Raw genomic sequence first — 26,466 nt, forward strand, 5'->3', positions numbered from 1 at the left:
CGGCGGCAGGCTGCTCGGTGCGCAGGACGGACTGCGCTCAGCCAGCGGTCCGCCTTGCCCGCGCTGCGATTCCGTGATCTGGTACACACGTGTGCAACATTCATCCGCGCGCGCTGATCGGTCGGCACACCGCACTCGGTGGCACCTTCGATACCCTCGCCCAGATCGCGGCCGGTCGTTTGGAAACATCCGCCGCGCCCGACGCCGAACGAACCATCGTGGCGCGCGGGCGTTTCTTCGGCACCGACATCGTCGACGCGCGAACTGGAGCGGTGCGCGCCGACCGGGTGGTGTTGTCGTGGGTGGGATGCACAACTTTCGCGCTGGCAATCGGCGGATCGGTGTTCCTGCTCGACGCGTGGGTGCCTCGGTTCACCAGCTCGGGGCTTGTGCCCGCCACCGCGCAGGACCTGGCCGACCTGCGCCCCGAGGCGATATTCATCGGGCACGGGCACTTCGATCACGCGGGTGACGCGGGCCGGATCGCGCAGGCCTGCGACGCAGTCGTACACGGCACCGCCGAGCACTGTGCGGCGATTCGCGCGCAAGTGTCGGACCCGTCGTTCCCGACCTCCGAGCTCGGCGATGCCGCGACCCTGATCGGTGCACGTCACGAATTCACCGTCGGCAAAGTTGCGGTGACTGCCGTCCGTCATCTGCATTCGGCACCGACCGCCCCGGACCGCAGCGATCCGGCGCCACCGTTCTTCCCGACGCCGGATCTGCGCGCGATCGTGCGGCACCCACCGACGCTCGACGGCGTTCTGCAGAACCTGCCGCGACTGCGCGATCCCGAAGGCGGTGTTCTGCTCTACCAATTCCGGGTCCCCGGATTCACACTCACCTGGCACGACTCCGCGGGCCCGTTGACCGAGAAAGCCCCGCACGTGTTCGACGTCTTGGCCGGCCTTGCCCCCACCGACGTCCAGATCGGTGCCGTTCAGGGCTTCAACCAGATCATCAACGGCCTACGAGACCCCCGCCGCTACATCGAATCCCTCGCCCCGACCCTCTTCGTCCCCAGCCACCACGACAACTGGCTCCCCGGTGTGACCAGTCCCGCCGCCCGCTACGACGCCCCATTGCGCACGGAACTGGCCCGCCTGACACCCGCCCGACGCCCGGAATTGCGCACCATGCACGACCCTGCCGACTACCTCAGCCCACAGCGCCTGACATTCTCGCTGTAGCCCTTTACAGCCCCGACCGAATCGGTGCCGCCGAGCGGAACATGACCCCCGCGATCATCGAGAGGTCTGCACAGCGCATGTGCCGCTGGTGCGTGGCCGGTGGCGGCGTGTGAGGTCCGGTTCCAGGACACCTCTGATCGTTCATCACCTCAACGGTCGCGCCTGTGGCCGCTCGACAGACCCACCGCGGACTGCTCCGCCTCACCTGGCAGCCGCGAAGTCGCCGGCGCGGTGCCGTCGATGGTCGGACACCGCGTTGATCACCTGCGCGCTGAACCCGGATCCCTGCTGCTCCGGAATTGCCGCCGCGGCCGTGGACAGGAACCCGGGCGCGCAGGGTCGTGACCGAATGCTGCTCGCAGCCGCCCGCCCGCGAAACCACCGCGACTGCGTCGCAGCGACACAGGGTGATCCGAGATCACCGAACAGGCGGCAGCACAGGGTATTTCCTCGTCGAGAAGGTTTCGCGACCGCGCTGTGGCGGGCGCACATGCTACCGATCAGCGACCGCCCCGACCCGCTAGCCGGCAGACAGCTCCACCGATTCGGCCGGCTCGTGCACCGTCGCGTCGGACTCTGCGGCATAGAGCTGTTCGATGGCCGTGGCGTATTTCGTGGCGATCGGCTTTCGGCGCAACTTCATCGTCAGGGTGACCTCGTCGCCGCCGGGTTCCCAGAACGTCGGCAGGATGATGAAGCGTTTGATCTGTTCGACGCGAGACAGTTTCGCGTTGCCCGCGGCGACGCCACGCGCGATCTCGGCGATCACGCCGGGATCGGCGGCGAGTGTGGCGGGGGAGGCGTCGGGCAGTCCGTGCTGCACGGCATACGGTTGGGCGGATTCGGCATCCAGCACGATCAGCGCGGTGTTGAACGGTCGCCCGTCGCCGATGGTGGCGAGCGCACCGACCAGTGGCGCGGCGGCTTTGATCGCGTTCTCGATGTTGGCCGGGGACATGTTCTTTCCAGCGGAGTTGATGATCAGCTCCTTTTTACGGTCCACCACCCGCAGGTATCCGTCGGCGTCGATGGTCAGGATGTCACCGGTGTGCAGCCAGCCGTCGGCGTCGATGGCCTCGGCGGTCTTCTCCGGCTCTTTGCGATAGCGCCGCATCACCAGGGGGCCGCGGATCAGGAATTCTCCGTCGTCGGCGATCATGGACTCCATACCGGGCAACAACCGACCGACCGTACCGAGGCGCGCCTGAGCAGGCGGGCTGGCGCTGGCCACACACGTCAGCTCGGACATGCCCCAGATCTCGGAGATCGGGATGCCGAGGCCCGCGAAGAACCCGAGGGTCTCCGGTGGGATCGGCGCCGCACCCGACATCGCCCACTTCACCTGGTCCAGCCCGAGTTTCGCGCGCAACCTCGATAGCACCGCGGCATCGGCCTTCGCCCATTCCGCCGCCAGCTCCGCCTCGACCGGTCGTCCGTCCAGCTGGGCGGCCGCCTTACGCGCCGCCACGTCCAGTGCCCACCGCAAAGCGGCGCGGGTGGTGTCGTCGGGTTCATTGGCGACCGAGAATTCGACCGCAGCCTTGAGCTTTTCCCACACTCGCGGCACTGCACCCCAGATCGTCGGATGCACATCCGATAATGCGGCGGGCAACTGCGCCCGGTCCGGCACCACGGTGATCTGGGTGCCGAAGAACTCCTGCAAATACAGCGCGGTCATCCGATCGGCCATGTGCGCGCTGGGCAGATAGGAGGTTTGGCGGTCGCCGAATTCGACCGGCAGCACCGCGTTGAAAGCGTGCACCTCGGCGTGCAGGTTCGCGTGGGTGATCTCCACGCCCTTGGGGTTTCCGGTGGTGCCGGAGGTGTAGACCAAGGTCGCGACATCCTCGGGCCGAACAGCCCGCCAGGTCGCTTCGAAGTCGAACTCGGTGCGGCCCTTGGCTTTGAGTTCGGCGACGCTGATCGTTCCCGCATGCTCTGCGTCGACGCACACGATGGTCTCGATCGGCACCCCGCACGACCGCACCCGATCGACATACTGTTCCTCGCAGATCACCACCCGGTTCTCGGCATTGGCGAACACATAGTTCAACTGCTCGGGGGCCAGCGTGTTGTACACCGAGAACGACGTCGCGCCTGCGTGCTGAGCGCCCACTTCCAGCGGATAGAACTCGACTCGGTTGGCCATCATCAGCGCGACGGTATCGCCGCGGCCGATTCCGAGGGCGTTGAGCCCTGCGGCGATGTGCCTGACCTGGTCGGCGTATTCACGCCAGGTCAGGCTCTGTCCGCCTCCGATGGAGCGAACCGCGACCGCCTCGGGGTCGATCGCGGCGATGCGCTGGAACGCAGCGCACGTAGTGTTCAGTTGGTTCATCCCACAATCTCAATCACGTCGCCCGGCTTTGCTGACACGACGTTAGGGTGCGAGCCGAGCGTCGTGGGACGTTTCGCACTATTTAGCTGCTCAGCCGCCACAGCGAGGTGACCTCCGCCACGCGAGCGGTGTGCAGCGGGTCGGTGGGGTCCAGCGGTCGGGTGTGGCGCGGCCGGGTATCGAGGCGGTCGAGAACCCGCAGGCCGGCCGCGTCGATGGTGTCGGTCAAATCCTTGCGGGTCCGGAGTCCGAGGTGCTCGGCCAGGTCGGACAGGATCAGCCAACCTTCGCCGCCGGGCACGAGATGGGCGGCGAGCCCGTCGAGGAATCCGTGCAGCATGGCACTGCCGGGATCGTAGACACCCTGTTCGACCGCGGCGGTGGGGCGCGCAGGCAGCCACGGCGGGTTGCACACGATCAGGTCGGCGCGACCGGGTGGGAACAGGTCGGGCCCGCACACCTCGACACGACCGGCAAGCTCGAGCCGGTCGATGTTGTCGCGAGCACAGACCAGTGCGCGTGGGTTGATATCGGTGGCCACGACCCGACCGATACCGCGACGGGCGAGCACCGCTGCCAGCACCCCCGTTCCGGTGCCGAGGTCGAACGCGGTGCGGTGACCGCCGCCCGGCAGTGGCGCCCGCGCGACGAGATCGACGTATTCGCCACGAACAGGCGAGAAAACCCCGTAATGCGGATGGATGCGCGCACCCAGTGCAGGCACCTCCACCCCCGTGGCCCGCCACTGCTGCGCGCCGATGGCGCCGAGCAACTCGGTGAGCGCGACGACCATCGCCTCACCGGGTGACCCGTAGGTTTCGGCGCACACCTGCCGCAGATCGGGCGCTCGCCGCAGCTCGAGAGTGTGGTCGGCGGACAGCTCGACGACCAGTTTCCCCAGCACCCGCGCGCGATGGCCGCGGGCCCTGCGGTGCAGGTGAAATGCGTCGGCGACGCTGCCGCCCCGTGGCGTCGCGATGCGGTCGATGCGGCGACGCAGTGCCTGCAACAACTGCCGCGCTTGCTGAAAATCGCCGCGCCACAACAACGCGGTGCCTTCACACACCAGCCGGTAGGCGGTGTCGGCGCGCAGAGTGTCGTCGGCGACGACGACGCGTCGCGGCATCGGTGCGGCGCTCTCGGAATGCCAGCGCACACTGCGGTCGGTGTCGGCTTCGGTCCAGTGCAGGGTGGGCACAGGCGTGCTCCTAGTGATCGAACGTGCATGGGCACCGAGAGCACTTCGACCAGGAGCAACAACAGCCGGTGTCGAACCCGGGCGGCGGGTCGGAACGAGGAGGGCTAGCGATCCTGCGTCGAAGCGCGAGCGAAGGAGTCGCCGAGGACCATGCCGAGCGTCACGAGAAGCCCTTCCACTGAGATACCGCACAAGGCTCCCACACTGCGCGAGGTATCGATGGCCGGGGTCCGGGAAAACACCCGGCAGGCGGATGCGAGCCGCGATCGAACACCGGTAGGGCCACTGCTGAAAGCCCGAACGCCGTAGCGCCGGAACGGGTTCGGCGAGGACGGCACCACCCGAGCTCAGACAGACACCGTCGCGTTCATCGCGCGGGTGAACGCGACGATGGCCGGATGGCGCTCAGCACCCTCGCGGAAGGCGATTCTGGTATGGCGTGCGATCGGTAGTTCGGTGAGGATCACTTCGGCAGACGGGTGTGTGGCACCCAGTTCGGGGACCAGTGCGACGCCCTGTCCGGCGGCGACAAAGGCCAGCGCCGTGGCGAATTCGTCGATCTGGTGGCGGATGTGTGGGAGAAAGCCCGCGGCTCGGCAGGCCCGGATGGTCATGGTGTGGCAGCGGGTGCCGGTGGTGGCCACGATCCACGGGTCATCGCGGCAGGTGGCGAGCACCCCGCCGGGAGCGGCGGCGCGCGGTGTGGTCGAGGCGAGGAACATCGTCTCGCGGTAGAGGGGCTCGGTGCGCACTCCGATTTCGGAGGGGAACGGCACCAGGTCGTAGTCGTGCACCAGTGCCACATCCAGCTTCCCCGCCCGCAGCGCGTCGGAGACCAGCGCCGGATCGAGTTCTGCCACCTGGGGTTCGAGGCCGGGATGGTCGGTGGCCAGCCTGCTCAGGGCCGCGGGGATGAAAGCCTGTGTGGCGGAAGGAAAAGCGCCGATCCGCAGTGGACCGGTCAGCCCGGCCTCGGTGTTCGCCAGATCGGCTTCGGCCTCTTCGAGCCGGGCCAACACGGCTTCGGTGTGCCCGACAAGGGTGAGACCGGCCGGTGTGAGCGTCACCCGACGACCGGTCCGCTGTAGTAACGCCACCCCCGCTTCCCGCTCCAGCGCGCTGAGTTGCTGCGAGACCGCGGAGGGCGTGAAGGCCATGGCCTGGGCGACGGCCGCGATCGTCCCGCGGCGCGCCAGTTCCCGTAGCAGTCGCAGGCGTCGAACATCGAGCATCAGCTGAGCTTACGCTCGAGGCTACAAATACGAACTAGACCTGCTGTTATCTGCCGGACAAGCTGGACGTATGGCTCAACACGAACCTCTGCAGGGGATATTCGTCCCCCTCGTCACCCCGTTCACCGCTGCGGGAGATATCGCGGTGGACGCCCTGGAATCCTTGGCTCACCGCGTCCTCGACGAGGGCGCGACCGGACTGGTCGCGCTCGGCACCACCGGCGAACCCGCCACCCTCGACGCCGAGGAAAAGCGCACGGTCCGTGCGGTGTGTGCCGAGGTCTGCCGCACCCGCAACGCACCGCTCATCCTCGGCGCCGGCGACAACAACACCCGCGCCACCATCGCCGCGCTCGAGGCTCTCCGAGGCCATCCCGAAATCACCGCGGCCCTGGTCCCGGTGCCCTACTACACGCGTCCGTCCGAAGCCGGGATCCGCGCACACTTCACTCAGCTCGCGGCAACCAGTCCGGTCCCGGTGATCATCTACCACATCCCTTACCGCACTGCCCGATCCGTCAGCGCCGATACGCTGCGCGAACTCGGTCGCCTGCCCGGCATCGCCGCGGTGAAATACGCGACCGGCGGCATCGACGCCGACACTGTCGACCTACTCGGCGACCTGCCCGAGGACTTCGCCGTCCTCGCAGGCGACGACGAGTTCCTGTTCCCCTTGATCGCCCTCGGCGCCACCGGCGGCATCCTCGCCTCCGCACAACTGACCACGGCACCCTTCGTCGCCCTGATCTCTGCCTGGCACAACGGAAACCACGCACTGGCCCGCGCACTGGGAGCAGTACTGGCGAAAATGTCGGCCGCAGCCTTCAACGAACCCAACCCGACGGTGATCAAGGCGGTCCTGCACGCCCAGGGGCGAATCCCCACTCCCGACGTCCGTCTGCCCCTGCTCCCCGCCGGGCCGACCTCCGTGGATCCGACCATGCGGTATCTCGCAGCCCTCTCCGAAATGCAGACCCCCGATCGGCGAACTCGCCCGACGCCGAACCCGCTGGTCACCTCATCGAGTGAGGTATAACAACGGGAGCCATCGTGCTATACGACATGCGCCACCGGCCGATCCGCGGTGGACATAGGGGCCGCCCGAACACCCACCCCCGCATGCCTGTTCGCGTCGATCAGGACCGACCGCCCCACCCGCCACTACACCTGCGCCCCTGCTACCGGCCCATCCAGGTGTCGATCCGATCCAACCCAACAGGGGTGTATGCGCAGGTGATGTGATCACACGGCAGCACCGTGAGCGACACGTCGACCCCCGCGTCCTGCCAGGTCTGCTGCAGCGCCCGCGCGCCCGCGACCGGGATCCACGTGTCGTGCAGGCCATGCCACAGGTAGATCGGCATGATCGGTGTCGCGCCACCGGCTTTCGTCTCGCGGTAGACGCGGCGCACGACCTCGGTGTCGTATGGGTCGCCCGTCGTCAGCGAGCGCAACGGCACCGGGACAACACCGAGCACCGCGGCACTCGAGCAGAGGTTCTTGTTCTGCCGCGCAGTCGCTACGCCGATATCACTGAGCAGATCGAAAGCATCGGGTGTCACGCGGGCCACGCCGAGTGCCGCCATCAGGTACAGCACCGAAGCAGGCGGTTGACCGTCCATGGTCATGCGCAGCAGGCTCAGATCCGCGGGCGTGCCGCCCGCCGCGGCCCCCAGCATTCTCAGCTCGGGCGCGTAGGTGGGTTGCATTTGCGCGGCCCAGATCGTCGCGATCGCGCCACCGCTGTAGCCGATCATCGCGGTCGGACTGCCCGCCAGACCAGCAAACGGGAAGACCAGCGCAGCACGCAGCCCGTCGAGCACCTCCCTGCCCTGGGTGGGGCCGTGCGCATAGGCCATCCGGGGGCCTTGGTAGTCGGTCATCACCACCGCGTAACCGCGCCACAGCAATTGGCGGGTGATATCGGGCGTCTCGATGGACACCTCGTGGGTCAGTTGATACGACGGGTTACATCTCAGGCCGACACTGTCGATCGCGTAGTTGTTGCCGACAACCCTGCCGTTCCACGCTTTCGGTTTCATGATCGTGGTCAGCGCGGCGATCGCCGCACCGTCGGCGGCGGTCGTCTTGAACCACACCTGCCACGCGTCGAAGCTCGAAGTCAGGGCAAGCGGCGGCAGGATGCGCACCGAGCGGCTCGACAGAATCGCCCCGTTGGGTAATCCGTCGGCGGCGAAATGCTGATCGAGATAGGCGTCACCGGTCGGGTCGGGGTCGAAGCTCGACGCGTCGACGGGTTGGGCCGCGACGATGGTCGATGTCGTGAACACGCTGAAGGCCAGAGCAGTCGCGATGAAGATCGCGCGCCATGGCGGCCCGAGTTTGACCACGTTGCCTCTTCTGTCGAAAGCTGCACCGCCGGAGCTTCGCCCACCGCGCCAGGCCTGCTACGTGGTGCCGTCGATCGGGTACCGCACCGGACTCCTTCCGCGCAGACGTTAGCCGACCGAAGTGCGGAGTTCGGTATTTCGATGGTCGTGTGCGATCGGAGATCTTTGCCGGCGCGGCGCTGTACACGTCTGAGACAGTGCCTTAGATTCGACAGGCATGAAGACCATCGAGCTCGACGCGCCCGACGGCACCATCGAGGCGATCCTGGCCCGCCCCACCGGCGCGGGGCCGTGGCCGGGTGTTGTGGTGCTGCACGACGCGGTGGGTTTCAGCGCCGATCTGCGCCGCAATGTCGAGATGCTGGCCGATTACGGCTACCTCACGATCGCCCCGAATCTGTTCTCTCGCGGCCGAGTTCGCTGCATTCGCGCGGTCTTCCGCGCTTTGTTGGTCACCGGCGAGGGCCCACCGGTGCGCGATATCCTTGCCGCGCGTGACCGTCTGCTCGCCGAGGCCGATTGCACACGCAAGACCGCGGTCATCGGCTTCTGTATGGGCGGTGGTTTCGCGTTACTCAGCGCTGCCCAGGGATTCGACGCATCGGCGCCGTTCTATCCGGGCCTCTACGGCGACTACCGGGCCAGGTTGGACGGCGTATGCCCGGTGGTAGCCAGCTATGCGGCACTCGATCCGTCCCTGATCGGCGCACCCGCCAAACTCGACCGCGCACTGACCGAACTCGGCGTCGAACACGACATCAAGTCCTATCCCGGCACCATGCACGGCTTCGCCAATGTTTTCCCGGTCGAGCCGCTGCTGCACGTCACCGGGCTCGGTTACGACGAGGACGCCACCCGAGACGCCTGGCGCCGCATCTTCGCCTTCTTCGACCGCCATCTCACCGCCGACAAACCGGCCACCCGACCCGACTCGACCTAGCACGGCTAGCTATACCGCACCTGCCGAGCGGAATCGAAGCACACCCGCGTTGTGACCGTTCGGATCGCGGTCGCCGATCGTCGCCTGGGCTGCGGCCGACGCCGGACCACGGCCCCGACCTCAGCCGGCATGGTCGATCGGACAGGCCCCGCCCGCGGCGGGACGCGTCATTCGCCGCGCCACTGCGGCGGACGCTTCTCGACGAAGGCACGGGGGCCCTCCGTGGCATCTTTGCTGCGGGACACCCCCATCGCCTCCTGCATGCTCATCTCCCAGACGGGGGTATCCCACTCGGAGCCGAAGTCGTTGACGCGGTGAATGATTCGTTTCGAGGCACGTACCGCGAGCGGCGCGTTGGCGGCGATGGTCTCGGCGAGCGCGAGGGCGGTGGGCAGCACCTGTTCGGCGGGGACGACACGGTTGACCAGACCCCAGGTGGCGGCCGCGGCGGCGTCGACGGGGGTACCGGTCAGCGCCATTTCCAGCGCGATCTTGGGTGGGATCTGTCGCGGCAGCCGCAACAGTCCACCCGCGGCGGCGATGAGGCCACGCTTGACCTCGGGCAGTCCGAGAGTGGCGTCCCGGCTCATCACGGCCAGGTCGCTGGCCAGCACGATTTCGGTGCCGCCGCCCAGGGCGAAGCCGTTGACGGCGGCGATGAGAGGTTTGTCGATGAAATGCTGGACGAGTCCGGCGAATCCGTATTCGGGGTGCTCGGGGTCACCGATCCCGTTGCCGCGGGCGAGTTCTGTGAGATCCGCGCCCGCGCAGAACGCCCGGCCCGCGCCGGTGATGATGCCGACCCGCAACTGCGGGTCGGCGGCCAGTTCCTCGAGGGCCGCGCCGACGGCGACCGACAGTGCGGCGTTCACCGCGTTCATCGCCTCGGGCCTGTTCAGAGTGATGACGGCGATGTGGCCCTGGCGTTGCAGGGTGGCGGCCTCGCTCACGACGGTCTCCTCGAATGGTGCGCGCTGGATCAGCTGAGGGAAACCTACTCCGACAACGGAATCGTCGAGGGCGCCTCGGCGGTCAGTGCGGTGAGCGCACCGGCGAACATGGTGTTCTTGATGGCGCCGAGGGTCCCGGAGTCCTTGCCGCCCAAGGGGGCCAGCAGTTCCACTGCTGCGGCGGTCACCGCGCCCTCGGCCGCGGTCGCATCGACGATGTCGTGGGCTCGGGCGTCTACACCGCCGAAGCGGCGCCCGGTGGTCATCGAGGCGATGGCCGACTTCGGGGGGATTTTGGCCTGGATGAGTGCGGCCATGCCCGGGGTGAACGGGATGCGGATGTCGACCTCGGGGAAACAGAAGTAGCCGCGGTCGGCGCGCATCACGCGGTAGTCGTGGGCGATGGCCAGCATGGCACCCGCACCGAAGGCGTGTCCTGGCAGTGCGGCGGCGGTCGGGATGGGCAGGGTCAGCACGCGCGCGAACAGTGCCTGCACCCGCCCGATATACCACTGGGTGCGGGCACCGTTGGCGATCAGCCAGTCCAGATCGAGGCCGTTGGAATAGAACTTGCCGCCGGCGGTGGTCACCAGACCTTGTGCCCCCTCGGCCAGCGCGGTGTCGAGGTGTGCCTCGACGGCGTCGAGGAAGTCGGGGGAGAAGCGGTTCTCGTCGCTGCCGAGGTCGAGGACGGCGATCTTGTCGTGGTAGCCGAGAGTGGGCATCGTGATTCCTTTCGAGGGGACTTCGGGAAACGGGTCAGTGCGGGCCCACGTCCACGACCGCGCGCACTGCGGCGCGCAACTGCCGGCGGGCACGGGGATCGGTGAGCTGGTCACGGCGCAGCAGGATGGCAGTGGGCAGGTCGACCAGACAGGTGGTGATCACCTCGACCGCGCGGGCATCGCCGCGATCCCACAGGGCACGTGCCAGGCGGATCATCAACTCCACCAGGGTCCGGTCGGTGCCAGCCAGTTCGGCGGCGAGCGCTTCGGGTATCTGCTCGCCGAGTAGTTCGTCGCGAGATACCAGGTGCAGCAACCGCGCGGATTCGGGGAAGTGTTCGGCGAAGAGCACCGGGGTCTCGGCCGCGGCGAGCACCGCTTCGATCGCCGCAGACTGCGTTGCGGCGAGATGGGTGTCGACCAGTTCGGTCTGCATGGCCAGAAACCGGTGCGCGGCGCGTAACCAGCTGCGCCCGAGCAGGTCCACGCGCGAGCCGAAGGTGTGATAGATCGCGCCGTTGGACACTCCGGTCGCCGCGGCGACCGCGCGGATGGTGACCGCCGCCGGGCCCGATTGCACGGCCAGCGATTGTGCGGCATCGAGCACGAGGTCGGGGTCGTGGGTCCGCGGGCGAGGCATACCGGTCACTATAACAGAGCAATTGCTCTGTTATAGATCGCGCGGATCCTCCCCGACAGCGTCTCCGGCGACGAAGCCCCTGTTACGCACTGCCACTTCATGTTTCGGCCAGTCACGGACACTTTCCGGTGTTGAAAGTCCCGCATCGGAGATTTCGTTACGCTCGCACGAGCCGGCAATACAATGCGGTACTGTTCGGTCCTCCCCGCCTTGCCCGAACGACAGAACGGCACACCGATGTCACGCGTGGTCACCAAGGAGCAGTACTTCGACACCGCTCTGGAGGTGCTCGCCGAACTCGGGTTCAAAGGCCTCAACATCGGTGTGCTGTGCCGCCGTCTCGGAGTCACCAGTGGCTCGTTCTACCACCACTTCGGCAGCTGGCAAGGCTTCGTCGACGTGCTACTCGAGCACTGGGAGAACCGCCAAGTGCTCATCCTGCGCACATTGAGGTTCAACCAGGGCAACCCCGACGACGACATCCGCGCCATGTCCGACCTCGCCTCGGGCCTGCACCACGCCGCCGAGGCCGCGATCCGCGCCTGGGCCGCCAACGACGAATCGGTCAACCTCGCACTCAAGCGGGTCGACGAGTCCCGCCGCCGCACCGTGCACAAGGCCATCAAAGGCGTAGTAGGCGCCGACGACACCGCCGCAGTGGTCACCTCGCTGGGCATGGCCATGCTGATCGGCTACCAGCAGATCGCCGCGAGCGGCGAGGACGTGTCACTGGACAAGCTGCTCACCGAATACGCCCGGCTGATCTACTCCCACGCCCGCCGCTGACCACTCAGCCCAGTAGCTCGTCCACATAGCACCAACGCCACGCCTCACCCGGCTCCACACTGCGCATCACCGGATGCGCGGTCGCCGCGAAATGCTTGCTGGCGTGGTTTCCGACCGAGGAATCACAGCACGCGATGTGCCCACACGCCAGACACATCCGCAGATGCACCCACATCAGACCCTCGGCCAGACACTCCTGGCATTCGTCGGGTACACCCGGCTCGAGCACCAGCGGCGCGTCACGCAGATGCTCGCAATTGTCGGCCGCGCCGGGCAGGGCGAGAAGTTCGACGACGTTTTCTTCCTCGGTTTCGTCGTATCGGTCGATAATCGACTCTTCCAAATCGAGCCTGGCCAGCACATGCTGCAGGATCACGTAGTCCAGGGCGCCCGAATCCCGCACCCGCAGTACCGTTTCCCGTTCCGCACGCAACATCTCCAGGCGCAGCCGCCGGTACTCCGCGGTCGGGGTCGCCTGCTCGGATTCCGCGCGCCCCAGCCGCTCCCACGCCGCGTTGGTCTTCCACGCGACCCGATCACGCAACGACTCGACAACCCCGGGCGGAGTGTCGGGGGTGATCCGGCGTTCGAGCTCCGCCAAACCCGCGGCGGTGGCCTGCTGCAACAGATTCGCCTTCTGCAAGGCATCCTCCGCACGACTGGGTCCACGCAGATGCAGCCACCGCACCAGCAACGGCAGCGAGGTGCCCTGCACCAGCAGCGTGCCCGCGACGACGATGACCGCCAACAGTTTCAACACCGGCAGCTGCGGGGTCTCCTCGGGCAGCAACAACACCGCCGCGAGGGTGACCACACCGCGCATCCCCGCCCACGACACCACCGTCGCATGACTGAGCGGCACATCCGATCCGGCGCGTTTGATCCGATGGAACAGCAGCGCCCACGGATACATCCACAACGGTCGCGCCAGCATCACTGCCGCCAGCACCGCCGCCGCAGCGATGAGCAGCTGGCCGTGGTCGAGCCCACTGCTCCACGCCCCCTCGAGGATCGCCCGCATCTGCAGACCCACGATCAAGAACACCGAGCTCTCCAGAATGAACTGGATGGTCCGCCAATTGGTGCGCTCGGCGATGCGCGAGGCCGCGCTCTGCCACACCGGCGCGCCGTGCCCGAGGATCATCCCGCAGGTGACCACCGCGATCACCCCCGAGGCGTGGATGCCCTCGGCGGGCAGATAGGCGATGAACGGCGCGAGAAACGACAACGAGGTGTCCAGCACGGGGTCGGTGATCCGGCGACGCAGCATAGCCAGCACATACGCCACCGCGATCCCCACCGCGGCACCGCCGCCCGCGGCGAGCAAAAAGTCGCCGCCCGCCTTCCACACCGTCACCGTGCCCGCCGACGCCGCGATCGCGGTGCGCACCGCCACCAGCGCGGTCGCATCATTGAACATCGACTCGTCCTCGAGGACGGTCACGATCCGCCGCGGCATCCCGATCCGGCGCGCCACCGCGGTCGCCGCGACCGCATCCGGTGGCGCCACCACCGCACCCAGGGCCACCGCGACCGCGAAGGGCACCGGCAACAGCCACCACACCACCGCGGCCACAATGAAGGTGCTGAACAACACCAGACCCACCGACAGCGACGCTATAGTGCGCGCGTTGGCCCGGAAATCCACCAGTGAGGTCCGAATCGCCGCAGTGTACAGCAGCGGTGGCAGTAATCCCAACAAAATGATCTCCGGATCCGGATGGACCTCCGGGACGAACGGCAGATACGACGCCGCGACCCCGGCAAGCGTCAGTACCAGCGGTTCGGAGATTCCGAACCGCCGCGCCAAAGCCGCCAGCGACACCGCCGACGCGACGAGAACAACGAGGCCGAACGCGACATCCACTGTGGCATTCTCGCAGAGCAAACGACCGGCGCGAACCGACCGCACAGTACATGACATGAACTCTGATGGCGGTTCGGCGGAATCGCTGTGGCGCCCGCGTTCGCGCGCAATGCTTGTCGACACAAAATGGAGGAGGTTGATATGGAGGAGTTTGCGCTCTGGCGAGCCAGCGGACGGCGCCACACCCACCGCGGTCACCAGATCTTCTGGCGCGACGGCGGAGCAGGTGCGGACGGCACGCTGCTGTGTATCCACGGATTTCCCACCGCATCCTGGGACTGGCACGCGGTATGGCCGGGGCTGTCCGCGCGATTCGCGCGCGTGATCGCACCGGACATGATCGGATTCGGCTGGTCGGCGAAACCGCTCAACTACCGCTACGCAATCGCCGATCAGGCCGACCTGCACGAGAACCTGCTGCGCGAGCAGGGCATCGGGCGAGTCCACATCCTCGCCCACGACTACGGCGACACCGTCGCCCAGGAGTTGCTGGCCCGCGACAACCACCGCCGCGCCGAGGGCGACGACTCGCTGGTGATCGAATCGGTGTGCCTGCTCAACGGTGGACTGTTCCCGGAAACCCATCGAGCCCGCATGATCCAGCGGCTACTGGCCGGCCCGCTCGGCCCGCTGATCGGCATTCTCGGCAGCGAGCGCACCTTCGCGCGCAGCCTCGCGGCCGTCTTCGGCCCCCGCACCAAACCCAGCGAGGAGCAGATGCGCCAGTTCTGGCTGTTGTGGTGCAGCAAGCACGGCAAACGCAACGGCCACAAGCTCATTCGCTACATGAGCGAACGCAGAGCCAACCGGGCCCGCTGGGTCGGCGCCCTACAGCAGACCACGGTGCCACTTCGACTGATCGATGGCCTACGCGACCCGGTCTCCGGCGCGCACATGGTGGCACGCTACCGCGAACTCGTCCCCGACCCCGATGTCGTCGAACTTCCCGACGTCGGTCACTACCCGCAGCTGGAAGCCCCCGACGACACCCTCGCTGCCGTCCTCGACTTCCACAGCACGCGCGTGAAATAACGCCACCACCCGCCTGCGAGTGCGGCAGCGGCACGCCCGATAGACAGCGAACCCACCGCCCGCCCGCGCACCTCCAGTGCGCGGGCGGCCCATGATCGACGGGGCCATTGGCGAACCCTGTCGGCGATCAGTAGTGCGCTCGCGGCTGAACACACGTCGGCGGGTTGGTGTTCATGTTCAGCACGGTCCACGACGGGCACTTCATATGTTGTTGTGGTAGCCCGCCCGCGCACACGTAGTAGGCGTTGGAGTCGTTAGGGTCCCGAACGTATTGGACGCCGCCGAATGCGCCCCCGAGGTCGGGACAAGTGATGGCAATGAGGTCGATGCCGGTATGAGTTGAGGCCGCCTGCCGGGTTTCGGCTTCGGCCGGACCACTGGCGGCAACTGTGACCGCAACGTTGTCCGCTTGCGCGGAGTACCGAGCTGTCGCGGCTGCGGTTCCAGCTGCGAGGAGCACCGACAATGCCGCAGCTCCAACGCATGTCGCCGCAGCTCCATGGATACCTTTCATCATAAAAACCTACGATTCTGAGCGAGACCCGACCCGGGATATGTATCGCGTCGCGTCACAAGGACTCGGTTTCCGATCAGCTATGGAAGGTTGCCGGCGAAGCACCCGTACTGCCGAGGTTTCGCCGTCCGTGGGACTGCAAACCTTCGCCCCCGTGTACGACAACAGCGTCCATACATCACCTCCACTCAGCACTCTCCGCCCCGATGGGCACGCACTCGCGCGTACTGAACTACCTGTCTTGGTTCACACGACGTACCTGCAGAAGAATCGCGGCAGGCAGGCAGCGGTGCCACCGGGGCGCGGACAGCCGCGCTGAAACGCCAGCGTGCGTGCGAACCCGGTCGACAGCATCGAGGCTCTCGCTCCAACGAATCCAAGGCCGTACCGAGCTTGCCTCACCGCGGAGTCGACCGCACCGGATCGCCCCATAGGCGATCATCGCGCGGAGCTACCCGGCGCCCTCCCGACAGATCTCCTCGACCGGCACCGCCACCGGAAGCTTTGTGCGCAACGACTTGTGCACACCGGAGCGACGGTCCACGCCCCAGACCTGATCGCAAGGTACTTCGGGCCCATGTTCCGGTAATCGGAGTGCGGCCACACCGCCGGCGGCGTCGGTCACGGGTACAGATCCGCCCCAGCACGGGCACCTGCCGTAGGCGATCCGTGCCCCTATCAGTGGGCGGTTCCGTGGTCGCCACGGATGTGGGTCGGCCGCGCCGCACGAGAAGCTGTAAGCACGTCCGGTTCACCTCGACAGACCGACACCCACGACTTCAGGAGTGATCATGACCAGCTCGCCCACCCAGGGAATCAAGACCGTGCTGCATCCCGTGTCCGACCTGGCAACAGCCAAAGCGGTCTACGCCGCCCTGCTCGGCGTAGCGCCGCAGACCGACTCCTCCTACTACGTCGGCTTCGAGGCCGAGGGCCAGCACATCGGACTGGTGCCCAGCGGTGGACCGCAGAGTTCGACCGCACCGGTGTCCTACTGGCACGTGCCCGACATCGAGGCGAAGCTGACCGAGCTGACCGCCGCGGGAGCCACCGTGGAAGAGCCCGCGCACGACGTCGGTGGCGGCCGCCTGGTGGCCACGGTGACCGACACCGATGGCAATGTCCTCGGGCTGATTCAGGACCGATGAGTACCGACCCCACTGCCGTATTCGGCGTCATCACAACCCCGAGCATCGGCTCGGACAACCACACCACCTCACCGAAGGAACTGCCATGACCTCCCTCGCACCCGTCACCCTCGAAGTGTCCGACCCCGAGGCCGCCGAGGCCATTTACGCCGCCGCCTTCGGGTTGGGTGACAAGGTGAGGTTCCGCGCCTCGCAGACACCCACGACCGGCTTCCGTGGCTTCATCATGTCGCTCGTGGTATCCCAGCCGAGCACCGTCGACAGCCTCATCGGCACCGCGCTCGATGCCGGCTTCACCACACTGAAGCCGGCCAAGAAGAGCTTCTGGGGCTACGGCGGCGTCATCCAGGCCCCGGACGGCACGATCTGGAAGGTTACGACGTCGCAGAAGAAAGACACCGGCCCGGCCACCCGCGAGGTCGACGACGTCGTGCTGCTGCTGGGAGTCGAGGACGTCAAGGCGACCAAGCAGTTCTACGTCGACCGCGGCGTCGCCGTGGCCAAGAGCTTCGGCAGCAAGTACGTCGAGTTCGCGACCCCCGGGTCGTCGGTCAAGCTCGCACTCTACGGGCGCCGTGCCGCCGCCAAGGATGCCGGCGTCTCACCGGACGGCACCGGATCCCACCGGATCGTCATCGGCAGCAACGCCGGAACCTTCACCGACCCCAACGGATTCGCCTGGGAGATGGTCTGACACCTCGCCCGCCCGCCACGCCGAGAGATCCGTCTACCTCGGGTTCGACATCGAGCCGACACCACACGACGCCTGCCACGTCTGCCCACGCCGATACCACCGGTGCGGGCAGACGTGGGAGTGCACGCTCCACACTCGCACGCGCGCTAGATCGGGGTGATCGACAGACGCAACGCGCCGGGGGCGGCGGCGGGCACCACCGGGTTCTTCGGTGCGAGCGCATCGATCCGGCGGTACCGCGCACCCAACGGCGGACGCTGATCGGCCTCACCCTTGTTGGGCCACAACGACATTGCCCGCTCCGCCTGCGCGGTGATCGTCAGCGACGGATTCACCCCGAGATTCGCCGAGATCGTCGAACCATCCACGATGTGCAAACCCGCATATCCGTACAAGCGGTGGTACGGGTCCACGACACCGGTCTCGGGAGAGTCCCCTATCGCGCAGCCGCCGATAAAGTGACCGGTGATCGGGATATTCACCATTTCGGTCCAGGAACCCTGCGCGATGCCGCCGATCTTCTCCGCCACCCGACGGGCAACATCATTGCCTTCCGGAATCCACGCCGGGGGAGCCGCACCGGCCCCCGGTTTGGTGGTCATCCGCCTACCGAACAGGCCACGCTTGTTGTAGGTGATGATCGAGTTGTCCACATTCTGCATGACCAACAGACCGATCATCCGTTCCGACCACCGCCGCGGATTGTGCAGCGTCACCAGGTCACGTCGCCGGCGCACCAATTCACGCAAACCCAGCACCCAACGACGCTTACCGTCCTGGCCATCGACCAACACCGTGGTCAGCAACCCCATGAAATTGCTGCCCTTGCCGTACCGCACCGGCTCGATGTGGGTGTATTCGTTGGGATGGATCGAGGACGTGATCGCGACCCCCTTGGTGAAATCCGAATCCTTGTCGAGTGAACGTGCCGCCAGCACCGCCTCGGAATTGGTGCGCGCCAGATGCCCCAGTCGCGGTGAGACATTCGGTAACACCCCGCGATCCTTCAACCGGTGCAACAACTGTTGGGTGCCGAGCGCCGCCGCGGAGAACACCACCTCATCGGCGGTGAAGGTCTGCTTCGCCTTACGCACCCACCGCCCCGTCCGCACCGTGTCCACCGCATATCCGCCACCGGGCAACGGGCGCACCGTCACCGCCGTCGTCAACGGATGCACGGTGGCACCGGCCAGCTCCGCCAAATACAGGTAATTCTTGACCAGGGTGTTCTTCGCGCCGTGCCGACACCCGGTCATGCACTCACCGCAATGCGTGCACGTCCGCCGCTGCGGACCCACGCCACCGAAGAACGGATCGGCTACCGCCGCACCCGGGCGAGTGCCCTTGTCGGCGAACAACACTCCCACCGGCGTACGCCGATAGGTCTGCGCGATCCCCATATCCTCGGCGACCGCCTGAATCACCCGATCCGACGGTGTCGTCGCCGGATTCGTCGTCACCCCCAGCATCCGCTTCGCCTGGTCGTAATGCGGCGCCAACTCCGACTTCCAGTCGGTGATATGCGACCACTGCCTATCGCGATAGAACGTCTCCGGCGCCTCGTACAAGGTGTTCGCGTACACCAGCGACCCGCCTCCGACACCTGAACCGCTCATGACGAACGTGTCCTTCAGCAACGTCAACCGCTGAATACCGAAGCAGCCCAGCTTCGGAGCCCACAGATACTCCTTCACATGCCACGAGTTCTTCGCGAACTCCGCATCCGTGAAACGACGTCCGCTCTCCAGCACACCCACCCGGTAACCCTTCTCGGTCAACCGCAGCGCCGAGACACTGCCACCGAATCCCGAACCGATCACCAGTACGTCGTAGTGCGTCCCCATGTGCGCGCCTTACCTTCCGGCCCGAATCAACACCGAGATTCGTGTTCGGCCTGTACATGAGCGAGACGGTGTAGTCATACCGACAACGGTAGGCATCGGAAAACATCGGGAGAGAGAGCCGGACGGCCATTGAATCGATATTTTCGGCCATCCGCGGACGCGAGTTCCGCAGCGGCACGTGACCGCCGACCGCGCTACCGCCCAACCGCGGCAAGCACACTGCGCGCCTGATGGTCAGCGCCGAGTTGGTTCGGATGGAACGGCACCGCCGGACCCACCGGGTCGCTACTGAACGGCACCAAACCCTCCGCCCACCGCACACCCGCAGGCTGACACGCATCATGCCCGTCACTGGCGGCATAGGTATCGACCAACTCGACACCGGTCGCCGCGACCGCGCGCGCAACCATCGCATTCAGCTCGACCAGCTTGCGACCCACCCACCGCGCGTCACCATCGGAAATCGGGATCGCCGGAAAACACCCGCCCTCGGTGCCGACACCCTTGAAATAGTTCAACACCAACACCCGCGCATGCGGTGCCCGCGCCCGAATGCCCTCGATCGTCGCGACCACCTTCGGCTCCGCCGACGCGATATTCGCCGACATCCGATCCACCCCGTCGACGACAAAAGAATCCAGGCACGGCGTCGCACCGGCATCGAGAGTCGGACACCCCTGGACGGCCGCGGCCAAACCCGCGTCGTTGCCGCCGATCAACAGCGTCACCAAATCCGTCGAAGGGGTGAGCCGATCGAACTGCGGGGGATTGAGCCCCTTCTGACTTCCCGCCATATCGACTGTCTGCGCGCCACCACAGGACGCATCCCGGAACACCGCGACCGCCAACGCCGCAGCGACCTGCTTGGCGTAGCTGCCCCGGCTCTGCACACACCTCAGTGGGACGAACTCCTCGGTCACCAACCCCGGATTCAGGGTCGCATCCGCCGCCCACGAATCACCCAGCGCCACATACTCCTCGAATCGCGGCGGCGTCGCGGACGCAGATTCCGAAACGACGGGCAACGTCACGCAGACAGCCGCGCACGCGATCAACACCCGAGACACCTTCTTCATGAACCCTCCACAAGTGACCCGCCATTGCGAGTCGAATAAACTGGACGCACGTCCAATATAGGTGAAATACCACCCCAACAGCGACTTTACCGACCGACCCCACTGAACACAGCCCAGTAATCCCACAGCCGCGAACACCCTCCATGCCCCAAAGCAACTGCCGGTCACGCGAACATCAGTGCCACAGAGCAGATTCCAGGACACAGCGCTTCACAGCGCAAGCACTCCACCGCGCCGGCACGATCACGACTCCACATCCGGCACCGGTGAGACCGTCGCACCAGCCGCCAGCAGTCGCTGCGCCAGCACATGACAACGCCTTCCCAACTCCGGCGGATCGAGCACCTCGAAATCGTGCCCCAGCAGCAGCACGTGCATCAGCACGGCATCGAGTCTTTCAGCACCACTGAGCACCTCGCACACCTCACTCCCTCGCCGGCGCACGACGGCCGCCGACGCCGGAATCTGCGCGCGAACCGTCTCGGCCGACGCATGCACGAGAAAACGCGCCTGCTGTGCATAGACCCGACTCGTCACACCCTCCTGCACATACGACGCCGCGTCCGGCACCACACGCGGGCGGAAGCGCCAGGTCCGCGCAGACACATCGGTCATCCGATCGACACGGAAGCTGCGCCAGTCATCACGATCGAGGTCGTAGGCAAGCAGATACCAGCGCCGATCGGAAGCGACCAAGCGGTAGGGCTCCACCCGCCGACGTCGCACCTCACCCCCGGACGGATAGTCGAACCCGGCCTCGACCTCGTCACGGCACGATCTGGCCAGCGTCATGAGCATCTCAGGATCGACCGGCGTGCGGCCTCCACCGAAAGACTCCACCGAACCGGAGAGCGCACGCACCTCGTGCCGCAATCGGAGGGGCAACACCCGGTCGAGCTTCGTCAGCGCCCGCAGTGCCGCATCGCCGGCGCCGGCGACCGCACCACCCGCACCGACCAACAGGGAGACCGCGGTGACGATCGCCTCCTCATCATCGAGAAGCAGCGGCGGCAGATCCTGCCCCGGCCCCAGCCGGTAGCCGCCGCCGACACCCTGGCCGGCATGCACCGGAAACCCGAGCGCGCGCAACCGTTCGACATCGCGCCGTACCGTACGCGGCGTGACTCCGAGCCGATCGGCGAGCTCAGGGCCGGTCCACACCGGACGCTGCTGCAGCAACCCGAGCAGAGTGAGCACCCGCTCCGTCGTACCCCGCTCGGCACCGCTCGCCACATCCACATCACCCACCCTGCCAGAAATAGCGGACCGAATCTGTCCGCCAAGGGTGCCAGAGTGGTCCCATGGACACAGACGAACTCGACTGGAACCGGACACTACGCGAGCAATGGGAATTCCACTGGACCCATCAGCTCCGCGCCCGGCTCGACGGCCTCACCGACGACGAATACTTCTGGTCGCCGACGCCGGACGCCTGGAGTGTGCGGCCGCGCGGCACCTCGACCGCGCCCATGCAGGTCGGCGCCGGGGACTTCACCATCGACTACGCCTTTCCTCAGCCGGTCCCCGCACCGTTCACCACGATCGCCTGGCGACTCGGTCACGTCATCGTCGGCGTGCTCGCCGCACGCAACGCCGCGCACTTCGGTGCGCCCACAGCGTCGTACGAGACCTGGGACTACGCCGGCAACGCGGCCACCGCACTCGACCAACTCCAGGCCCAGCTCGACCTCTGGCTGGCAGGAGTGCGCGACCTCAGCGAAGCCGAACTCCGCGTCCCGGTCGGCGCGAAGGAACCCTTCCCCGAGGTGCCGATGGCCGATCTGGTGCTGCACATCCACCGCGAGCTGATCCACCACCTGTCCGAGGTCTGCCTGCTGCGCGACCTCTACCTGCATACGAAACCCAGCACCTCGGAGAAGAGCATGACCACACAGACGACACACCTCGACCCCGAAGAGCTCCACCACAACCCCGCGTTCACACAGGGGGTGATCGCACCCACCGCCCGAACGCTCTACGTCGGTGGCCAGCTCGGCACCGACAACACCGGAACACTGCTCGACGGTATCGAAGCGCAAACCACGCAGGCAATGCGAAACGTGTTGACGGTGCTCGCCGCTGCGGAAACCGGTCCCGAGCACGTCGTCAAACTCAACATTTACCTCGTCGACGGGGTCGACGCACAGGTGGGATACGCGGCATCGCAATCAGTCTGGGGCAATCACCGCACAGCCATCACGGTCGTATCCACCGCAGGACACGCTCGCCCGGGCGCGCTCGTGGAGATCGACGCAGTAGCGATCATCCCCGAATAGGGCGAACCCGCGGATCGAGGTTGCATTGGCGCGACGCGGCGCACGGCCGAGGCCATGCAATCGAACGTTGAGAGCAAAGTGTCACAGTGACGTTTTTCGGTAGGGTCAGCGCACCTGACGGGGGGAGGGGATGAGAAGCAAACCCTTGCCTTCCAAGACAATTCGAGCACGCTCCGCGGTGCGCATGCCTCCAGCAGGACACCGCGGAGCGCCGTCATGCCGCAGCGACAACCACCGCAGGCTCGCTCGCATGGTCCACGCGAAATCCCGGCAGGAACCGATCGACATACGGAATCATCACCTGAATCAGCGGCCCGATGCCGAACGCGTACACCAGCGTTCCGATGCCGAGACTGCCACCCAACACCCAACCGATGGCCAACGCCGACACCTCGATCCCGGTTCGCACCAATCGCACCGACCACCCGGTCCGCCGAACCAGGCCAGTCATCAGGCCATCCCGCGGACCCGGACCCATACCCGCACCGATGTACAGCACCGTCGCGACGGCATTCAACACCACAGCCGCAGCCATCGCCGCCACCCGCAGCGGAATCGAATCCCACTCCGGCAGCATCCACAGCCCGACATCCACCGAGACCCCGATGACCACAACATTGCTCACCGTCCCCACACCGGGCCACTGCCGCAACGGAATCCACGCCAGCAGCACAACCACCCCGGTGAGCGCCGTCACCGCCCCGAAGCTGATCGGCACATGCGCCGCAACGCCCTGATGGAACACATCCCACGGATCCAACCCGAGGCCGGCACGAATCATCACCGCCATCGACAGCCCGTATAACCACAACCCGACAGAGAGCGCTACCAAACGCCGAACCAACATGCTCCCAGCATCCCGTCAACTGGACTCTATAGACAGATCCACTTGACAATCACTGGACCTTCATCATGCCAGATACCCGCTTGCACGCAAGGCCACATTGGAGTCGCGAGCACAACTGGACTCCGCCACCACGCCCTAAAGCGTCACAGTGACGTTTTAGGACAAAGAGGGGCTCGTCGCCGAGAGTCGGTCACAGATCCGAATCATGAGCGATGCCAATATTTCTCCGCCAAAAGTCTGATTTGGCCGGAATATTTACATCAGCAGAAACAGAAGTAAGGGGACCAAACGGCACACGCCCAAGCGTAAAGAAGCCAGCAACGAGACAGGCCGAGAGCCGAACCTGACCGACAGACCCGCGAAACATACTGCGCAACAGTGACATCCAGCAAATCAGCCCACCTCCGCGCGCCCCGATTATAACGCCGATAATCAACATTATGTTAAGTCGATGGTGTGGCGGGACTCCCCTCGGTATCGCGGCGAGGTTCTCCCGTGGGCTCGACGAAGCGTGGCGCCAGCCAGGTTGCCACACGCCACACCCCACATCGGGTTTGCACAGCGCATCGGACGAATCAGCTGACACTTCCCGCTTGCGATCCCTGCGCCGAACTCGCAGCACAACCACGGGCTCGATACGCTGCCGGGAGCACGTCCACACAGTCAGACACCCTGGAGTTTCGATAGGCATGGTCGTCATAAGGCCGAGAACCATCCACGACCTGCCAGATTGCATCGTCGCCCTGCGCGAAGTCCACGAGATCGACGGCTATCCAGCTGTTTGGCCCGAGGACCCGGCCGGCTGGCTGGCCCCCTCCAAATTCGTAGCGACACTCGTCGCGGAAATCGATGGCGCCGTCGTCGGCCAAGTCGGCCTGGGCGACAGTGCAATTCCCGCCGCGGTTCAGCGCATGCTCCCGAACACGCAACTGATCTCGGTGATCCGCCTCTACGTCGCGCCTCCCAGCCGTGGGCACGGCGTCGGCATGCGGCTTCTCGATGCTGCCGCCGCGACAGCCGAAGCGCTGCAACGCAAACCGGTACTCAACGTCGAGACGGGCGCTGCCGCGGCGATTGCCCTCTATGAACGCACCGGATGGATGCGAGTCCACAGTCAACCGGACGGCTGGACGACCCCCGACGGACGAGCCGCGTTCCTGCACCACTATGTCGGTCCGTCACCAGACCGCCGGCCCCAACAAGCGCCGGGCAGTTAGCGCTCCTCCAAGACACACGGTCCCGGCCCCATCGCACATGGTCGCCGAGACAGCCGTTGCAGCCGTGGACTTCTGTCAAGCAAACGGGTTCACTGCGGCATCTTGGGGGTGAGATGGATCCAGGCGTTGAACACTTCACCTGCAGCTCGACCCCGAAGTGGCTGCCCACACTCCCCCATTCACCCCGCGCCGCGAACCCCAGCGGTCCGCAATGGCGATCGTTTGTTCTCTGAGCATGCCGAGATAACCACTCCGGTCGAGCGGGTCGTGAATTCGAACTCACAACCCTGACCGACATCAACAGAGATCGGCCGCTGTCCGACGTGGCCGGAACGGTATGAAAACAGCCGATTTTCGTCGCTACCCTCGTAGGTGGCTGGATCTAACCACAGGTTACGGGGGACGAATGAGTGCAGAGCAGAGGCCGGCCTTGTTCGGCTCCGTTGTCGAGTTCGTCGAGGGTTATTTGACGCTGGTCTATCGGCGTGACATCGACACTCACGCGTGGTGCCCGGAATGGTGGCAGCACGCCGAGGCCGTGGTACGCCTGGATGCGCTCTGGAGAGCATGGGAACACCACCGACTCAGGGAGAACACCGGACTCTCGATGTGGTTTCTCGACCATGCCGATCCTCACATGGGTGTCCTATTCAGCCTCGACGGTCCGTTCAGCGGCTGCTCGGTCCGCATCGGCCACTCCGCCAAGGTACCTCCCCTGTCACTAAAAGCACCGCCGCTCCCGGACTTGTTCCGATCCCCGACGCTCACCCGGGACGACTAGCAGCAGAACACATTTCACCGCCCCCCACCAGCGCTTATCTGAAACGCCCTGTGGTCAACTAACCTTCATGCGGTGCTAGGACATTCTCATGCGACCAGTGGCGCGTTCGCCTGGTCGATAGCGGCCGCGACGTTGCCCGTATCAGCGATGACGTACCCCGTATTGACAAGTGCGGACGTGCATCTCGGCCCCGTCGACATACTGTTGGGTGCCTTTCTGACGGCGGGCGCCGCGCTCCTTCCCGACGCAGACCACCCCAACGGCACCATCGCCCATGTGCTCGGACCGATTTCGTACTACCTGTGCCGGTTCATTTCGTGGATTTCGGGCGGGCACCGCCATGCCACGCATTCGTTCGCGTTCGTCATCGCTGTGGCATACGGGACTTGGGCAGGCGAACACTGGCTCGGGCGATATTTCACCCTCGCACTCGTCTTTTTCCTGTTGGCCCTCGCGGTACGCGCACTACATATCTGCCCCTCCGGCGACAGCGTCAAAGCATGGGGCACGGTGGTGATCCTCGCCGCCGCGGGCACCTTCGCCATGGACCACTGGATCACCGACAAACCGGTCTGGCTACCGTTCTCCGTCGGTCTGGGCGCACTCGCCCACCTCGTGGGCGACTGCCTCACAGACCGCGGCTGCCGTCTCTTCTGGCCCTTCCCGCTGCGCACCCGTGTGCCGATCATCGACCGCACCGGCAACAAGGTCGAAACCTGGGTCGTGTCGCCCTTGTTCACCCTCGGCGCTCTCGCACTGCTCTGGCACGTCTTCACCACCAGCCCCTAACCGCCACCGGTGTGGTGACTGTCTTGCGTGG

The 26,466-nt window shown here is 66.1% G+C and carries 23 protein-coding genes and 1 pseudogene; 12 read left to right on the forward strand and 12 right to left on the reverse strand.

What is annotated here, in order from left to right:
- The first annotated feature begins 89 nt into the window (after positions 1–89).
- Positions 90–1,190 carry an MBL fold metallo-hydrolase gene (locus tag AB0M74_RS21855; protein ID WP_366528104.1) on the forward strand — a complete coding sequence of 367 codons (1,101 nt, stop codon included), beginning with the start codon at positions 90–92 and terminating at the stop codon, positions 1,188–1,190.
- A 520-nt stretch (positions 1,191–1,710) separates the two neighbouring features.
- Here AB0M74_RS21855 and fadD11 read toward each other — a convergent pair.
- From fadD11 to AB0M74_RS21870, 3 genes are all read right to left on the reverse strand, one after another.
- A complete protein-coding gene (gene fadD11 / locus AB0M74_RS21860) occupies positions 1,711–3,528 on the reverse strand; it encodes a fatty acid--CoA ligase FadD11 (protein WP_366528105.1) in 1,818 nt (605 codons plus the stop codon).
- 82 nt (positions 3,529–3,610) lie between these two features.
- The gene (locus AB0M74_RS21865) at positions 3,611–4,726 is read right to left on the reverse strand and encodes a class I SAM-dependent methyltransferase (RefSeq protein WP_366528106.1); all 1,116 of its coding nucleotides are present in this window, start codon (positions 4,724–4,726) and stop codon (positions 3,611–3,613) included.
- Positions 4,727–5,073: 347 nt separating this feature from the next.
- A complete protein-coding gene (locus AB0M74_RS21870) occupies positions 5,074–5,958 on the reverse strand; it encodes a LysR family transcriptional regulator (RefSeq protein ID WP_366528107.1) in 885 nt (294 codons plus the stop codon).
- Positions 5,959–6,028: 70 nt separating this feature from the next.
- On the opposite strand from AB0M74_RS21870, the gene AB0M74_RS21875 reads away from it, so the two are divergent.
- Positions 6,029–6,994, forward strand: coding sequence for a 4-hydroxy-tetrahydrodipicolinate synthase (locus AB0M74_RS21875; protein WP_366528108.1), 966 nt, complete (start codon positions 6,029–6,031; stop codon positions 6,992–6,994).
- 142 nt (positions 6,995–7,136) lie between these two features.
- Here AB0M74_RS21875 and AB0M74_RS21880 read toward each other — a convergent pair whose 3' ends face one another.
- On the reverse strand, positions 7,137–8,309 hold the full coding sequence (locus tag AB0M74_RS21880; protein ID WP_366528109.1) for a lipase family protein: 1,173 nt from the start codon (positions 8,307–8,309) through the stop codon (positions 7,137–7,139).
- A 217-nt stretch (positions 8,310–8,526) separates the two neighbouring features.
- Between AB0M74_RS21880 and AB0M74_RS21885 the strand changes: the two genes are divergently transcribed.
- Positions 8,527–9,249: a dienelactone hydrolase family protein gene (locus tag AB0M74_RS21885; protein ID WP_366528110.1), complete on the forward strand. Its 723-nt coding sequence runs from the start codon at positions 8,527–8,529 to the stop codon at positions 9,247–9,249.
- Between the two features lie 167 nt (positions 9,250–9,416).
- On the opposite strand, the gene AB0M74_RS21890 is transcribed toward AB0M74_RS21885, so the two are convergent.
- Genes AB0M74_RS21890 through AB0M74_RS21900 form a run of 3 tightly spaced genes read right to left on the reverse strand, consistent with a single transcriptional unit; the run spans position 9,417 to position 11,564 of the window.
- Positions 9,417–10,199: a crotonase/enoyl-CoA hydratase family protein gene (locus AB0M74_RS21890; protein WP_366528111.1), complete on the reverse strand. Its 783-nt coding sequence runs from the start codon at positions 10,197–10,199 to the stop codon at positions 9,417–9,419.
- A 44-nt stretch (positions 10,200–10,243) separates the two neighbouring features.
- Complete coding sequence (locus tag AB0M74_RS21895) at positions 10,244–10,924, reverse strand: enoyl-CoA hydratase-related protein (RefSeq protein ID WP_366528112.1); 681 nt, start codon at positions 10,922–10,924, stop codon at positions 10,244–10,246.
- Between the two features lie 34 nt (positions 10,925–10,958).
- A complete protein-coding gene (locus AB0M74_RS21900) occupies positions 10,959–11,564 on the reverse strand; it encodes a helix-turn-helix domain-containing protein (protein WP_366528113.1) in 606 nt (201 codons plus the stop codon).
- Positions 11,565–11,801: 237 nt separating this feature from the next.
- Between AB0M74_RS21900 and AB0M74_RS21905 the strand changes: the two genes are divergently transcribed.
- Entirely contained in the window at positions 11,802–12,350 is a 549-nt protein-coding gene (locus AB0M74_RS21905) for a TetR/AcrR family transcriptional regulator (protein WP_366528114.1), read from the forward strand.
- 4 nt (positions 12,351–12,354) lie between these two features.
- On the opposite strand, the gene AB0M74_RS21910 is transcribed toward AB0M74_RS21905, so the two are convergent.
- Entirely contained in the window at positions 12,355–14,217 is a 1,863-nt protein-coding gene (locus AB0M74_RS21910; protein ID WP_366528115.1) for a Na+/H+ antiporter, read from the reverse strand.
- A gap of 141 nt (positions 14,218–14,358) precedes the next feature.
- Between AB0M74_RS21910 and AB0M74_RS21915 the strand changes: the two genes are divergently transcribed.
- The 3 genes from AB0M74_RS21915 (at position 14,359) to AB0M74_RS21925 (ending at position 17,605) form a co-directional block, all read left to right on the forward strand.
- Entirely contained in the window at positions 14,359–15,249 is an 891-nt protein-coding gene (locus tag AB0M74_RS21915; protein ID WP_366528116.1) for an alpha/beta hydrolase, read from the forward strand.
- Between the two features lie 1,305 nt (positions 15,250–16,554).
- Positions 16,555–16,911 carry a VOC family protein gene (locus AB0M74_RS21920; protein WP_366528117.1) on the forward strand — a complete coding sequence of 119 codons (357 nt, stop codon included), beginning with the start codon at positions 16,555–16,557 and terminating at the stop codon, positions 16,909–16,911.
- 85 nt (positions 16,912–16,996) lie between these two features.
- Positions 16,997–17,605, forward strand: coding sequence for a glyoxalase (locus AB0M74_RS21925; protein WP_366528118.1), 609 nt, complete (start codon positions 16,997–16,999; stop codon positions 17,603–17,605).
- Between the two features lie 146 nt (positions 17,606–17,751).
- Here the strand turns inward: AB0M74_RS21925 and AB0M74_RS21930 are convergent, their stop codons facing one another.
- The 3 genes from AB0M74_RS21930 to AB0M74_RS21940 all read right to left on the reverse strand — a co-directional run bounded on the left by AB0M74_RS21930 (position 17,752) and on the right by AB0M74_RS21940 (position 21,764).
- Positions 17,752–19,449: a GMC family oxidoreductase gene (locus AB0M74_RS21930; RefSeq protein WP_366528119.1), complete on the reverse strand. Its 1,698-nt coding sequence runs from the start codon at positions 19,447–19,449 to the stop codon at positions 17,752–17,754.
- Between the two features lie 194 nt (positions 19,450–19,643).
- On the reverse strand, positions 19,644–20,525 hold the full coding sequence (locus AB0M74_RS21935) for an SGNH/GDSL hydrolase family protein (protein ID WP_366528120.1): 882 nt from the start codon (positions 20,523–20,525) through the stop codon (positions 19,644–19,646).
- Positions 20,526–20,768: 243 nt separating this feature from the next.
- Positions 20,769–21,764 (reverse strand): YafY family protein, encoded by a 996-nt coding sequence (locus AB0M74_RS21940; protein WP_366528121.1) that lies wholly within the window; start codon positions 21,762–21,764, stop codon positions 20,769–20,771.
- Positions 21,765–21,826: 62 nt separating this feature from the next.
- On the opposite strand from AB0M74_RS21940, the pseudogene AB0M74_RS21945 reads away from it, so the two are divergent.
- Together AB0M74_RS21945 and AB0M74_RS21950 are read left to right on the forward strand one after the other, a co-directional pair.
- Positions 21,827–22,384: pseudogene (locus AB0M74_RS21945) on the forward strand (DinB family protein); the annotation flags it as partial.
- A gap of 24 nt (positions 22,385–22,408) precedes the next feature.
- Positions 22,409–22,801: a RidA family protein gene (locus tag AB0M74_RS21950; RefSeq protein ID WP_366528198.1), complete on the forward strand. Its 393-nt coding sequence runs from the start codon at positions 22,409–22,411 to the stop codon at positions 22,799–22,801.
- A gap of 214 nt (positions 22,802–23,015) precedes the next feature.
- Here AB0M74_RS21950 and AB0M74_RS21955 read toward each other — a convergent pair whose 3' ends face one another.
- Positions 23,016–23,648 carry a hypothetical protein gene (locus tag AB0M74_RS21955; protein ID WP_366528122.1) on the reverse strand — a complete coding sequence of 211 codons (633 nt, stop codon included), beginning with the start codon at positions 23,646–23,648 and terminating at the stop codon, positions 23,016–23,018.
- 689 nt (positions 23,649–24,337) lie between these two features.
- On the opposite strand from AB0M74_RS21955, the gene AB0M74_RS21960 reads away from it, so the two are divergent.
- From AB0M74_RS21960 to AB0M74_RS21970, 3 genes are all read left to right on the forward strand, one after another.
- A complete protein-coding gene (locus tag AB0M74_RS21960) occupies positions 24,338–24,865 on the forward strand; it encodes a GNAT family N-acetyltransferase (RefSeq protein WP_366528123.1) in 528 nt (175 codons plus the stop codon).
- A 406-nt stretch (positions 24,866–25,271) separates the two neighbouring features.
- A complete protein-coding gene (locus AB0M74_RS21965; protein WP_366528124.1) occupies positions 25,272–25,646 on the forward strand; it encodes a DUF4913 domain-containing protein in 375 nt (124 codons plus the stop codon).
- A gap of 72 nt (positions 25,647–25,718) precedes the next feature.
- Positions 25,719–26,435 (forward strand): metal-dependent hydrolase, encoded by a 717-nt coding sequence (locus tag AB0M74_RS21970; RefSeq protein ID WP_366528125.1) that lies wholly within the window; start codon positions 25,719–25,721, stop codon positions 26,433–26,435.
- Positions 26,436–26,466 lie beyond the last annotated feature (31 nt).

The organism is Nocardia sp. NPDC051463 (assembly GCF_040681975.1).
Lineage (GTDB): Bacteria > Actinomycetota > Actinomycetes > Mycobacteriales > Mycobacteriaceae > Nocardia.